The organism is Streptomyces sp. NPDC087300 (assembly GCF_044744425.1).
In the GTDB taxonomy this organism is placed as follows: Bacteria; Actinomycetota; Actinomycetes; order Streptomycetales; family Streptomycetaceae; genus Streptomyces.
The window spans coordinates 1,068,406-1,081,220 of record NZ_JBIUYI010000002.1; the positions used below are offsets into that span (position 1 = coordinate 1,068,406).

Below are 12,815 nucleotides of genomic sequence, written 5' to 3' on the forward strand. Positions count from 1 at the left end.
GTTCATGGCCGCGTAACACGTACGACCTCTTCGTCACTGCGGTGAAACACCGAGGCGCACCCGCCGAAACCGCGCTGCGCCAGTCTCTGGCGCACAACCGGCCCACCGCCCCGCTCCCCGGGAGCAAGGGCCCCTCGGTACCGCACAGGCTTCGCCCGCACGGGCCGCATACGATGAGGAGACGCCGATGCCCCCAGGCATCACGATCGCCGCAGACGCCCCCGAGCTGTCTGCCGCCAACACCGGGTTCATGCTCATCTGTTCCGCCCTGGTGATGCTGATGACGCCGGCCCTCGCCTTCTTCTACGGAGGCATGGTCCGCGTCAAGAGCACCCTCAACATGCTGATGATGAGCTTCATCAGCCTGGGGATCGTCACCGTCCTGTGGGTGCTCTACGGCTTCTCCGTCGCCTTCGGCACCGACCACGGGAGCCTCTTCGGGTGGGACGGCGACTACGTCGGCCTGAGCGGCATCGGCCTCGGCGAGCTCTGGGACGGCTACACCATCCCGGTCTACGTCTTCGCCGTCTTCCAGCTGATGTTCGCCGTCCTCACGCCCGCCCTGATCAGCGGCGCCCTCGCGGACCGCGTGAAGTTCACCGCCTGGGCGCTGTTCATCGCCCTGTGGGCCACGATCGTGTACTTCCCCGTCGCCCACTGGGTGTGGGGCACCGGCGGCTGGGCCTTCGAACTCGGCGTCATCGACTTCGCCGGCGGTACGGCCGTCCACATCAACGCGGGCGCCGCGGCGCTCGGCGTGATCCTCGTCATCGGCAAGCGCGTCGGCTTCAAGAAGGGCCCGATGCGGCCGCACTCCCTGCCGCTCGTGATGCTCGGCGCGGGCCTGCTCTGGTTCGGCTGGTTCGGCTTCAACGCCGGATCGTGGCTCGGCAACGACGACGGCGTCGGCGCGCTCATGTTCCTCAACACGCAGGTCGCCACCGCGGGCGCCATGCTCGCCTGGCTCGCCTACGAGAAGATCCGGCACGGCGCGTTCACCACGCTGGGCGCCGCGTCCGGCGCGGTCGCGGGGCTCGTCGCCATCACCCCGTCCGGCGGCTCCTGCTCGCCGCTCGGCGCGATCGCCATCGGCGCGATCGCGGGGCTGCTGTGCGCGATGGCCGTCGGCCTCAAGTTCAGGTTCGGCTACGACGACTCGCTCGACGTCGTCGGCGTCCACCTGGTCGGCGGTGTCGCGGGCTCGATCCTCGTCGGCTTCTTCGCCACCGGCGGCGGGCAGTCCAAGGCCCAGGGCCTGTTCTACGGCGGCGGCCTCAGCCAGCTGTGGAAGCAGCTCGCGGGCGTCGGCGCCGTCCTCGCCTACTCCCTGATCGCCTCCGCGGTCCTCGCCCTGCTGATCGACAAGACCCTCGGCATGCGCGTCGACGAGGACGAAGAGGTCGCGGGCATCGACCAGGCCCAGCACGCCGAGACCGCCTACGACTTCAGCGGCGCGGGCGGCGGCACGGCTCCTCGTACGGCGGCGGTCCCCGCACCCGGCCCGGACGGCGCACCCGCACGGAAGAACAAGAAGGTGGACGCATGAAGCTCATCACCGCGGTCGTCAAGCCGCACCGGCTCGACGAGATCAAGGAAGCCCTCCAGGCCTTCGGCGTCCAGGGACTCACCGTCACCGAGGCCAGCGGCTACGGGCGCCAGCGCGGACACACCGAGGTCTACCGCGGCGCCGAGTACACCGTCGACCTGGTGCCGAAGATCCGCATCGAGGTCCTTGTCGAGGACGACGACGCCGAACAACTCGTCGATGTCGTGGTCAAGGCCGCCCGTACCGGCAAGATCGGGGACGGCAAGGTCTGGAGCGTGCCGGTGGACACGGCGGTACGGGTGCGGACGGGGGAGCGGGGGCCCGACGCACTGTGACGGGGCGGGGCGGGGCGGGGCGAGGGACGGGCGGGACCGGGTGGGGTCGAACGACTGACTGAGCAGGGCTGAGCGGTACGGAACAGGAGCTGCTGGGTGACGAGTGTGGACGTACGAACCGAAGCGGAAGCGGAAGACCCCGGACCCAGCGGCTACGCGGCGGCCCGGCTGCGACTCCTCCACGAGGAGGCGCGGTCCGGGCCGCCGCGCCGTTCCGCCCTCGCCGGCCTCACCGACGCGTGGCTGACCGGCCTCTTCACCGCCGCCGAAGTGCCGCGCGGCGTCTCCCTGGTCGCCGTCGGCGGCTACGGCCGCGGTGAACTCTCCCCGCGCAGCGACCTCGACCTGCTGCTCCTGCACGACGGGAGCGCCGACCAGACGCAGATCGCCGCCCTCGCGGACCGCCTCTGGTACCCCGTCTGGGACCTCGGGCTCGCCCTCGACCACTCCGTCCGTACGCCGGCCGAGGCGCGCAGAACCGCGGGCGAGGACCTCAAGGTGCACCTCGGGCTCCTCGACGCCCGCCATGTCGCGGGAGACCTGGGGCTCACCGCGGGGCTGCGCACCACCGTCCTCGCCGACTGGCGCAACCAGGCGCCGAAACGGCTGCCCGAGCTGCGCGAGCTGTGCGCGGAACGGGCCGAGCGGCAGGGCGAGTTGGGCCACCTCCTCGAACCCGACCTCAAGGAGGCGCGGGGCGGCCTGCGGGACGCCACCGCGCTGCGCGCCGTCGCCGCGTCCTGGCTCGCCGACGCGCCCCGCGAAGGCCTCGACGACGCGCGGCGCCGGCTGCTCGACGTGCGCGACGCGCTGCATCTCGCCACCGGCAGGGCCACCGACCGGCTCGCCCTCCAGGAACAGGACCAGGTCGCCGCCGAACTCGGACTGCTCGACGCGGACACGCTGCTGCGGCAGGTGTACGAGGCCGCGCGCGTCGTGTCGTACGCCAGTGATGTCACCTGGCGCGAGGTCGGCAGGGTGCTCAGGGCGCGGGGCGCGAGGCCCCGGCTGCGGGCCATGCTCGGCGGGCGTGGGGCGGCCGCCGCGGAACGCTCGCCGCTGGCCGAGGGCGTCGTGGAGCACGACGGGGAGGCCGTGCTCGCGCGGGCCGCCAGGCCCGAGCGGGACCCCGTGCTCCCGCTGCGGGCCGCCGCGGCCGCGGCGCAGGCCGGGCTGCCCCTGTCGCTGCACGCCGTACGCCGCATGGCCGCCGCGGCCGGGGCGCTGCCCACGCCGTGGCCCGCCGAGGCGCGCGAGCAGCTCGTGACGCTGCTCGGTGCGGGGCGGCCCACCGTGCAGGTCTGGGAGGCGCTGGAGGCCGAGGGGATCGTCACGCGGCTGCTGCCCGACTGGGAGCGGGTGCGGTGCCGGCCCCAGCGCAACGCCGTCCACACGTGGACGGTCGACCGCCATCTCGTGGAGACGGCGGTGCGCGCCGCGGAGCTCACCCGGCGGGTGGGGCGGCCCGATCTGCTGCTCGTCGCCGCGCTGCTGCACGACATCGGGAAGGGGTGGCCGGGCGACCACTCCCTGGCCGGGGAGGTCATCGCCAGGGACGTCGCCGCGCGGGTCGGCTTCGAGGCCGGGGACGTCGCCGTCGTCGCCTGCCTCGTGCGCCACCACCTCCTCCTGGTGGAGACGGCCACACGCCGCGACCTCGACGATCCCGCGACCGTGCGGGGCGTCGCGGAGGCGGTCGGGTCCGTGGGAACGCTGGAGCTGCTGCACGCCCTGACCGAGGCGGACGCCCTGGCGACCGGGCCCGCGGCGTGGTCCGCGTGGCGGGGGGCGCTCGTCGCCGACCTGGTCAAGCGGGTGGGCGCGGTGCTCTGCGGGGACGAGCCCGCGGAGCCGGCCGACGTGGCGCCGACGGCCGAGCAGGAGCGGCTCGCGGTGGAGGCGGTACGGACGGGTGGGCCGGTGCTTGCCTTGCGGGCGCAGGCGGAAGGGGTGGCCGTCGCCTCCGGGGAGCCGCTGGGCGTGGAGCTGCTGATCGCGGTGCCGGATCAGCCCGGGGTGCTGCCGGCGGTGGCCGGGGTGCTCGCGCTGCACCGGCTGGCCGTGCGGACGGCTGAGCTGCGGGGCCTTGAGCTGCCGCCGGAGGTCGGGGCCGGGGCCGGTGCCGATGTGCTGCTGCTGAACTGGCGGGTCGCCGCCGAGTACGGCTCGCTGCCGCAGGCCGCCCGGTTGCGGGCCGATCTGGTGCGGGCGCTCGACGGATCCCTCGACATCGCGGCGCGGCTCAGGGAACGCGACGCGGCGTATCCCCGCCGACGCGGAACGGTGGCGCCGGCGGCCCGGGTGACGGTGGCATCGGCGGTCGCGTCACGGCTCGCGACGGTCATCGAGGTACGCGCCCAGGACGAGCCGGGGCTGCTGCATCGGATCGGGCGGGCGTTGGAGGCGGAGGGGGTGATGGTGCGCAGTGCGCATGTGTCGACGCTTGGGGCCAATGCGGTGGATGCGTTCTATGTGACGGGGGCGGATGGGGAGCGGTTGGCGGGGGAGCGGGCGGTGGGGGTGGCTCGGGGGGTTGAGGGGGTGTTGGGCGGGGGGCGGTAGGGGGCGGGCGCTGGGCGCGGGCCGGTGCGGGTTCGCCTTGTCCGTCTGTGGGGCGGGGCTGCGGGGGTATGTGCGTACTCGCCATCCCGGGGCGGGAGTTACTTGGACTTGCTCCCTTGCCTCGGTGGCCACTTGTGCTCCGTGCGCACATACCCCCACGTCCCCTCAGGACGGTCCCGCGACCGCGCCCCGGCGGGGGTGGCCCCACATGCACCCCGGACCGCGCCGCTGTCCCAGTCCACCCGGTGCCCCGGCGTGGGTGGCCTTTCCCTACGCCCCACAACCGCACCCGAGGCGCACGCCCCCCCGGGCGAGACGAGGAGACCCACCGCCTCCCCCACCCACCCCAAGGCCGTACCGGCAGGTCGAGGCCGTGTGGAGGAGGGAAGTCACGCCCAGAGCCCCGGGCACCCGCGCCTGGCAGATACCCTGGAAGGCGACCTGTCAGCCCGCCCCCAGACCCGAGGATTCGCGACCGCCGTGTTCGATACTCTCTCCGACCGCCTCGCAGCGACATTCAAGAACCTCCGGGGCAAGGGCCGCCTGTCCGAGGCGGACATCGACGCCACGGCGCGCGAGATCCGCATCGCCCTGCTCGAGGCGGACGTCGCCCTGCCCGTCGTCCGCGCCTTCATCAAGCAGATCAAGGAGCGCGCGGCCGGCGCCGAGGTCTCCCAGGCGCTCAACCCCGCCCAGCAGGTCATCAAGATCGTCAATGAGGAGCTCATTGGCATTCTGGGTGGCGAGACGCGACGCCTGCGGTTCGCGAAGACCGCGCCGACGGTCATCATGCTCGCGGGTCTCCAGGGTGCCGGTAAGACGACCCTCGCGGGCAAGCTCGGCCTCTGGCTCAAGGGCCAGGGCCACTCCCCGCTCCTGGTCGCCTGCGACCTCCAGCGGCCGAACGCCGTGAACCAGCTGAGCGTCGTCGCCGAGCGCGCCGGCGTCGGCGTGTACGCCCCGCAGCCGGGCAACGGCGTCGGTGACCCCGTGCAGGTCGCCAAGGACTCCATCGAGTTCGCCAGGACCAAGCAGTACGACGTCGTCGTCGTCGACACCGCGGGCCGCCTCGGCATCGACCAGGAGCTGATGCAGCAGGCCGCGGACATCCGCGACGCGGTCAGCCCCGACGAGGTCCTGTTCGTCGTCGACGCGATGATCGGTCAGGACGCGGTCAACACCGCCGAGGCCTTCCGGGACGGCGTCGGCTTCGACGGCGTGGTCCTCTCGAAGCTCGACGGTGACGCCCGCGGTGGTGCCGCGCTCTCGATCGCGCAGGTCACCGGTCGCCAGATCATGTTCGCCTCGAACGGCGAGAAGCTGGACGAGTTCGACGCGTTCCACCCGGACCGCATGGCGTCCCGCATCCTCGGCATGGGCGACATGCTCACGCTGATCGAGAAGGCCGAGCAGACCTTCTCGCAGCAAGAGGCCGAGAAGATGGCCTCGAAGCTCGCCTCCAAGAAGGGGCAGGACTTCACGCTCGACGACTTCCTGGCCCAGATGGAGCAGGTCAGGAAGATGGGCAGCATCAGCAAGCTGCTCGGGATGATGCCCGGCATGGGGCAGATCAAGGACCAGATCAACAACCTCGACGAGCGCGACGTCGACCGCACCGCCGCCATCATCAAGTCGATGACGCCCGGCGAGCGCCAGGAGCCGACGATCATCAACGGCTCGCGGCGCGCGCGCATCGCCAAGGGCTCGGGCGTCGAGGTCAGCGCCGTCAAGAACCTGGTGGAGCGGTTCTTCGAGGCCCGCAAGATGATGTCCCGCATGGCCCAGGGCGGCGGCATGCCGGGTATGCCCGGGATGCCGGGCATGGGTGGCGGCCCCGGCAAGCAGAAGAAGAAGCAGAAGCAGGCCAAGGGCAAGCAGCGCTCCGGCAACCCGATGAAGCGCAAGCAGCAGGAGCTGGACGAGGCCACGCGCCGCGAGCAGGGCGGTGAATCCGGTGGCGCCTTCGGCCTGCCCGGCGGTCAGGCCGGGCAGGACTTCGAGCTGCCGGACGAGTTCAAGAAGTTCATGGGCTGAGTTCTCGCCGCGGCGCGGGCTCGCTCGCGTACGACATCCGGGGCGTCCCTCTGCGGAGGGGCGCCCCCGGTGCGTTCCGGGCGCGGGTGCCCGGCCCTGTTTTGTGACGTAACGTCCGAATATGAGCAACCCTGTGCCGCCGCGCCAGGCGCCCGATCAGCCGTGGCGCTCCGAGGGCGCGCCCCCGCCCGAACCCCCGCCACCGCCGAAGAAGAAGATGCCGGGCGGGTGGGGGAGTCTCATCCTCACCGCGCTCATCGTGTATCTCATCGCCAACCTGGTGCTGTCCTTCTTCAACGACGGCGACGAGCCGACCATCTCGTACACGGAGTTCAGCAAGCAGGTCGACTCCGGCAACGTCACGAAGATCTACGCCAAGGGCGACGCGATCCAGGGGCAGCTCAAGAAGGAGCAGCCGAAGCCGGACGGCGACAAGGGGAACTACACCAAGTTCACGACGCAGCGTCCTGCCTTCGCGGACGACAAGCTCTGGGACGACCTGACCAAGCACAAGGTCACCGTCACCGCCGAGCCCGTGGTGCAGGAGCGCAGTTTCCTCTCCAACCTGCTCATCTCGCTCGCCCCGATGCTGCTGCTGGTCGCGCTCTGGATCTTCATCGCCCGGCGGATGAGCGGCGGCATGGGCGGCGGTGGCGGCATGCTCGGGCGCAAGACGCCGCCCAAGCCGGTCGAACTGGAGCCCGGCGCGAAGCGGACGACGTTCGCGGACGTCGCGGGCATCGACGAGGTCGAGGGCGAGCTCAACGACGTCGTCGACTTCCTCAAGAACCCGGACGCCTATCGCACGATGGGCGCCAAGATGCCGCGCGGCGTGCTCCTCGCGGGCCCGCCGGGCACCGGCAAGACGCTGCTCGCGCGCGCCGTCGCGGGCGAGGCGGGCGTGCCCTTCTTCTCGGCCTCCGCGTCGGAGTTCATCGAGATGATCGTCGGCGTCGGCGCCTCACGCGTACGGGAACTGTTCGCCGAGGCCCGCAAGGTCGCCCCCTCGATCATCTTCATCGACGAGATCGACACCATCGGGCGCGCGCGGGGCGGTGGCAGCGGGATGGGCGGGCACGACGAGCGCGAGCAGACCCTGAACCAGATCCTCACCGAGATGGACGGCTTCTCGGGCGCGGAGGGCGTCATCGTCCTCGCCGCCACCAACCGTGCCGACATCCTCGACCCCGCCCTCACCAGGCCGGGCCGGTTCGACCGCGTCGTCAACGTCTCGCCCCCCGACCGCGCGGGCCGCGAGGCCATCCTCAAGATCCACACCCGCGCCATCCCGCTGTCCGACGACGTCGACCTCGCCCAGGTCGCCCGTACGACCCCGGGCATGACCGGCGCCGAGCTCGCCAACCTCGCCAACGAGGCCGCCCTCCTCGCCGTCAAGCGCAAGCAGCAGCAGGTCACCCAGTCCGACCTCTCCGAAGCCATGGAGAAGGTCCAGCTGGGCGCCGAGCGGCCGCTGGTCATGCCGGAGGAGGAGCGCAGGCGGACCGCTTACCACGAGAGCGGGCACGCGCTGCTCGGCATGCTCCAGCCCGGCGCCGACCCGGTCCGCAAGATCACGATCGTGCCGCGCGGACGCGCCCTCGGCGTCACCCTCTCGACCCCGGACTCCGACAAGTACGCCTACACGGAGGAATACCTTCGCGGGCGAATCATCGGTGCCCTAGGAGGCATGGCCGCCGAACACGTCGTCTACGGAGTCATCACCACGGGCGCCGAGAACGACCTGGAGCAGGTCACCAACATCGCGCGTGGCATGGTCGGCCGCTGGGGCATGAGCGAGCGCGTCGGCCGGCTCTCCGCCCTCCCGAACGACGCCCAGCAGGCCTACGGGCTCGCGGCCGCCCCGGGGACGCTCGACGCGATCGACGGCGAGATGCGGCGGATCGTCGACGAGTGCTACGACAGCGCCTGCCGTCAGCTGCGCGACCACCGCGGCCAACTGGACGACCTGGCCGCGGCGCTCCTGGAGAACGAGACGCTGGAGGAGGCGCACGCCTACCGGGTCGCGGGCATCACGCGGCTGACCAAGGACAGCTGAGGAGGAGGCGACGGCCGGGGCGGCCGAGGTCGTGCGTACGGCTACTTCGTACGCGCGATCAGGTACCGGAAGACGTTCGGCATCCACACCGTCCCGTCCTTGCGCCGGTGCGGATGCAGGGCCTCCGCGAGTTCCTTGTCGACCTGCACCTGGTCGGTCGCGCGCACGGCCGCGTCGAACAGCCCCGTCGAGAGCAGTCCGCGGGCGGCGCTCTCCACGTCCGCGTACCCGAAGGGGCACGCGACGCGTCCCGAGCCGTCCGGCTTGAGGCCCGCCCGATGGGCCACCTCCTCCAGGTCGTCCCGCAGCGCGGGGCGCCAACTGCCGGTACTGCGCAGGGGGTCGGCCAGCTTGGTCGCCACCCGCAGGACCGAGGAGGTCGCACACCGCTCCGGAGGACCCCACCCGACGAGCACCACCGGGGTGCCGCGGGCGGCGAGCGGAGCGGCCGACTCCAGGAGGGCCGAGAGCCCTTCGGAGTCGCCTGCCGTGCAGCCGATGGGGTGGAACGCGGTCACCAAGGTGTACGGCGGGGTGTCCGGGCCCGCCGCGTCCGCGGGCTCGCCCTCGACGAGCCGCGTGTCGGTACGCGCGCGTGCGCCCCCCGCTGCCTCCGGCCGGAGGCGCTCGCGCGCGAGGGCCAGTCGTTCGGGCGCCGACGGGTCGACGCCGGTGACCGCGGCGCCCCGCGACGCCGCCATCAGCAGGGCGAGGCCGGAGCCGCAGCCGAGACCGAGCAGCCGGGTGCCGGTGCCCACTTCGAGTCGTTCATAGACCGCTTCGTAGAGCGGGACCAGCATCCGTTCCTGTATCTCCGCCCAGTCACGCGCGCGTGCCCACAGGTCCACACGAGGGGTCGCGCCCGCGTGGAGGTGGTGCGACTGCACGAGCGTTGGTGTCATCGAAAGCGCCCCAATCCGCCGAGAGTTACTGCCGTGCCGGAATTCAACGGTTCGTCCGCCCCCGTGTAGTGCGCTCGCACTCCCCCCGTATGCCAGAGAACTCCGCATCCGTCGTGGCGTCCAGGGGTTGTGTGCCAATGCTTGCGTTCGACCGTCGTGCGCCCCCTGGGGGATAAAGATTCACGCTGTCCGGTGGCCCGCCCCTACGATGCGCGCCATGGCCAAGACACCCGTTCTCACGCCCCGGGCGGACGATTTCCCGCGCTGGTACCAGGATCTGATCAACAAGGCCGAGCTGGCCGACAACGGCCCGGTGCGCGGCACCATGGTGATCCGACCGTACGGGTACGGCCTGTGGGAGCGGATGCAGCAGGACATGGACGCCCGCATCAAGGCGACGGGTACCCAGAACGCGTACTTCCCGCTCCTCATCCCGCAGTCGTACCTGACCAGGGAGGCCGAGCACGTCGAGGGCTTCGCGCCGGAGCTCGCCGTCGTCACGCACGGCGGCGGCAAGGAGCTCGAAGAGCCGGTCGTCGTGCGCCCCACCTCGGAGACGATCGTCAACGAGTACTTCTCCAAGTGGGTGCAGAGCTACCGCGACCTGCCCCTGCTGATCAACCAGTGGGCGAACGTGGTCCGTTGGGAGATGCGCCCGCGCCTGTTCCTGCGCACGTCGGAGTTCCTGTGGCAGGAGGGCCACACGGCCCACGCGACGTACGAGGAGGCCCGTGACTTCGCCGCCCGCATCCACCGGCACGTCTACGGAGACTTCATGCGCGACGTCCTCGCCATGGACTTCGTGCTCGGCCGCAAGACCGCCAAGGAGCGCTTCGCCGGCGCCATCAACACCCTGACGCTCGAAGGGATGATGGGCGACGGCAAGGCCCTCCAGCTCGGCACCAGCCACGAGCTCGGCCAGAACTTCGCCCGCGCCTTCCACACCCGCTACCTGTCCAAGGAGGGCAAGCAGGAGCTGGTCTGGCAGACCTCCTGGGGCAGTACGACGCGGATGGTCGGCGCCCTGGTGATGATGCACGGCGACGACGACGGCCTGCGGGTGCCGCCGCGCCTCGCGCCCGTCCAGGCCGTCGTCCTCGCCATCAAGGGGGACGACGCCGTACTCGCCAAGGTCCGCGAGATCGGCGACACCCTGCGGGCCGCCGGTGTCCGCGTCCAGGTCGACGACCACACGGACACCTCCTTCGGACGCCGTGCCGTCGACTGGGAGCTCAAGGGAGTGCCGATCCGCGTGGAGGTCGGCCCGCGCGACCTGGCGAACGGCACCGCGATGGTGGCCCGCCGCATTCCCGGCGGCAAGGAGCCGGTCGCGATCGACGCCCTCGCCGCGCTGCTGCCCACCGCCCTCGAAGAGGACCAGGCGCTGCTCCTCACCCAGGCCCGCGAGCGCCGCGAGTCCCGCACCACGGACGTCGCCACCCTCGACGAGGCCGTGGAGGCCACCGCCGCGGGCCGCTGGGCGCGCATCCCCTGGTCCGAGGTCGGCGAAGAAGGCGAGGCCAGGCTGGCCGAGCACTCCGTGACCGTACGGTGTCTGGTCGCCGAGGACGGGGCGGTGCCGGACGCCGACGAGACCCCGGGTAACGTCGCTCTCGTGGCCCGCTCCTACTGAGGAGGGCGCCTCCGGTACCCGCGCTCGCCGGCACGGCTCGCACGCCTGCCCCGACCACACGAGTCCCGGCGCGAGGAGTTCTCCTACGCGCCGGGGCGTACGCGCCACTACGTACCGGCTTGGTGTGAGCTGTGAGGCTTCTCCGCAGATCAGCGCACCCGCCCTCGTCCGGACGCATCAACGGCAACTGACGGGTACGTGCAAATTATTTGAGATGCCCCGGAATGGAACCCCCAGGGCTCCCGGCTCGTTGTTCACGACGTGAGCACGACACCACCTGTTCTCGCCGCAGAGCTGGCACAGGCGTGGGCCGACATTCAGCGGCACCACCCCGAGCTGCCCGACCTTGCCGCGCCCGAATCCCTGATCGGAGAGTCGTCGTCCGCCTGCGGCGCCGAGCTCTCCTTCGAGAGACTGCTTCACGAGGCAGTCCATGGCATCGCCGCCTCGCGCGGCGTACGCGACACCTCACGTGCGGGCCGATACCACAACCGTAGATTCCTCGCGATCGCCGAGGAGCTGGGCCTCGACCACTCCGAAGAGCCACATCCCAGCAGCGGCTTCTCCCTGGTCACGCTCAACCCCGAGGCGAAGAAGCGCTACCGCCCGACGATCGAGCGGCTCCAGCGCGCTCTGAAGGCACACACGGCGGCGACGACCGCGGACACCGCGCGCAGCTTCCGCGGCCCCGCCGCCCGGCACGGCTCCTCCGGAGGCGGCGTGCGCGTGAAGGCGGTCTGTGACTGCGGGCGCAACGTCCGCGTCGTGCCCTCCGTGCTCGCCCAGGCGCCGATCATGTGCGGCGGCTGCGGCAAGCCCTTCCGCATCCCCGAGGCGATCGGCGCGGGCGTGGGCTGAGCTGGCGTGGGGCGGTCGAACCGGGTTCGGCCGCCCCGGCGGCGTATGGCACAATGGCTAGCTGTACTCGACAGTCGCATAGGACCCCTCTCTCCTCCGGCTGACGCGTCCATCGGGCACTCGAGTACCGCAACCCCACGCGGCATCGTCGTTGTGCCCACCCACGTCAAGACCAGGAGACACCACTCCCGTGGCAGTCAAGATCAAGCTGAAGCGTCTGGGCAAGATCCGTTCGCCTCACTACCGCATCGTCGTCGCCGACTCCCGTACCCGCCGTGACGGCAGGGCCATCGAGGAGATCGGCCTGTACCACCCGGTGCAGAACCCCTCGCGCATCGAGGTCAACTCGGAGCGTGCCCAGTACTGGCTGTCCGTCGGCGCCCAGCCGACCGAGCCGGTCATGGCCATCCTGAAGCTCACCGGTGACTGGCAGAAGCACAAGGGCCTGCCGGCCCCGGCGCCGCTGCTCGTCGCGGAGCCCAAGGACAAGCGCGCCGCGTTCGAGGCCTTCACCAAGGGTCTCGAGGGCGACGACGTCAAGGGTGAGGCCATCACCCAGAAGGCCAAGAAGGCTGACAAGAAGGCGGACGAGGCCGAGGCTTCTTCGTCGACGTCCGCCGCTGAGTCGACCGAGGCCTGAGCATGCTCGAGGAGGCTCTCGAGCACCTCGTGAAGGGCATCGTCGACAACCCCGACGACGTGCAGGTGGCCTCGCGCAACCTGCGCCGCGGACGCGTTCTCGAGGTCCGGGTTCACCCCGACGACCTCGGCAAGGTGATCGGTCGTAACGGCCGCACCGCGCGCGCTCTGCGCACCGTCGTGGGCGCCATCGGCGGCCGCGGTGTCCGCGTCGACCTCGTCGACGTGGACCAGGTTCGCTGAACCGGGT

The 12,815-nt window shown here is 71.5% G+C and carries 10 protein-coding genes; 9 read left to right on the top strand and 1 reads right to left on the bottom strand.

The window, feature by feature from the left end; genetic code table 11:
* The first annotated feature begins 187 nt into the window (after positions 1-187).
* The 5 genes from ACIO9J_RS10340 (at position 188) to ftsH (ending at position 8,533) form a co-directional block, all read left to right on the top strand.
* Entirely contained in the window at positions 188-1,546 is a 1,359-nt protein-coding gene (locus ACIO9J_RS10340; protein WP_401995491.1) for an ammonium transporter, read from the top strand.
* Positions 1,543-1,881 (top strand): P-II family nitrogen regulator, encoded by a 339-nt coding sequence (locus ACIO9J_RS10345; RefSeq protein ID WP_150493276.1) that lies wholly within the window; start codon positions 1,543-1,545, stop codon positions 1,879-1,881. Before ACIO9J_RS10340 ends, ACIO9J_RS10345 begins: the two co-directional genes overlap by 4 nt.
* Positions 1,882-1,977: 96 nt before the next feature.
* The gene (locus ACIO9J_RS10350) at positions 1,978-4,443 is read left to right on the top strand and encodes a [protein-PII] uridylyltransferase (protein WP_401995494.1); all 2,466 of its coding nucleotides are present in this window, start codon (positions 1,978-1,980) and stop codon (positions 4,441-4,443) included.
* 480 nt (positions 4,444-4,923) lie between these two features.
* Entirely contained in the window at positions 4,924-6,477 is a 1,554-nt protein-coding gene (gene ffh, locus ACIO9J_RS10355; RefSeq protein WP_401995497.1) for a signal recognition particle protein, read from the top strand.
* Positions 6,478-6,598: 121 nt separating this feature from the next.
* A complete protein-coding gene (gene ftsH, locus ACIO9J_RS10360) occupies positions 6,599-8,533 on the top strand; it encodes an ATP-dependent zinc metalloprotease FtsH (protein ID WP_401995500.1) in 1,935 nt (644 codons plus the stop codon).
* Positions 8,534-8,574: 41 nt separating this feature from the next.
* On the opposite strand, the gene ACIO9J_RS10365 is transcribed toward ftsH, so the two are convergent.
* Positions 8,575-9,435, bottom strand: coding sequence for an SAM-dependent methyltransferase (locus ACIO9J_RS10365; protein ID WP_401995503.1), 861 nt, complete (start codon positions 9,433-9,435; stop codon positions 8,575-8,577).
* A 217-nt stretch (positions 9,436-9,652) separates the two neighbouring features.
* Between ACIO9J_RS10365 and proS the strand changes: the two genes are divergently transcribed.
* From proS to ACIO9J_RS10385, 4 genes are all read left to right on the top strand, one after another.
* The gene (gene proS, locus ACIO9J_RS10370) at positions 9,653-11,068 is read left to right on the top strand and encodes a proline--tRNA ligase (protein ID WP_401995506.1); all 1,416 of its coding nucleotides are present in this window, start codon (positions 9,653-9,655) and stop codon (positions 11,066-11,068) included.
* Between the two features lie 261 nt (positions 11,069-11,329).
* Entirely contained in the window at positions 11,330-11,926 is a 597-nt protein-coding gene (locus ACIO9J_RS10375; protein WP_401995509.1) for a hypothetical protein, read from the top strand.
* Positions 11,927-12,116: 190 nt separating this feature from the next.
* On the top strand, positions 12,117-12,566 hold the full coding sequence (gene rpsP / locus ACIO9J_RS10380) for a 30S ribosomal protein S16 (protein ID WP_401995512.1): 450 nt from the start codon (positions 12,117-12,119) through the stop codon (positions 12,564-12,566).
* 2 nt (positions 12,567-12,568) lie between these two features.
* Positions 12,569-12,808 carry an RNA-binding protein gene (locus ACIO9J_RS10385; protein WP_014176063.1) on the top strand — a complete coding sequence of 80 codons (240 nt, stop codon included), beginning with the start codon at positions 12,569-12,571 and terminating at the stop codon, positions 12,806-12,808.
* Positions 12,809-12,815: the final 7 nt, after the last annotated feature.

What these genes read in the sequence shown, in the direction of transcription:
- ACIO9J_RS10385 (WP_014176063.1), top strand. Translation starts at nt 12,569, where the DNA reads ATGCTCGAGGAGGCTCTCGAGCACCTCGTGAAGGGCATCGTCGACAAC.
- proS (WP_401995506.1), top strand. Translation starts at nt 9,653, where the DNA reads ATGGCCAAGACACCCGTTCTCACGCCCCGGGCGGACGATTTCCCGCGC.
- ftsH (WP_401995500.1), top strand. Translation starts at nt 6,599, where the DNA reads ATGAGCAACCCTGTGCCGCCGCGCCAGGCGCCCGATCAGCCGTGGCGC.
- ACIO9J_RS10345 (WP_150493276.1), top strand. Translation starts at nt 1,543, where the DNA reads ATGAAGCTCATCACCGCGGTCGTCAAGCCGCACCGGCTCGACGAGATC.
- ACIO9J_RS10365 (WP_401995503.1), bottom strand. Translation starts at nt 9,435, where the DNA reads ATGACACCAACGCTCGTGCAGTCGCACCACCTCCACGCGGGCGCGACC.
- ACIO9J_RS10340 (WP_401995491.1), top strand. Translation starts at nt 188, where the DNA reads ATGCCCCCAGGCATCACGATCGCCGCAGACGCCCCCGAGCTGTCTGCC.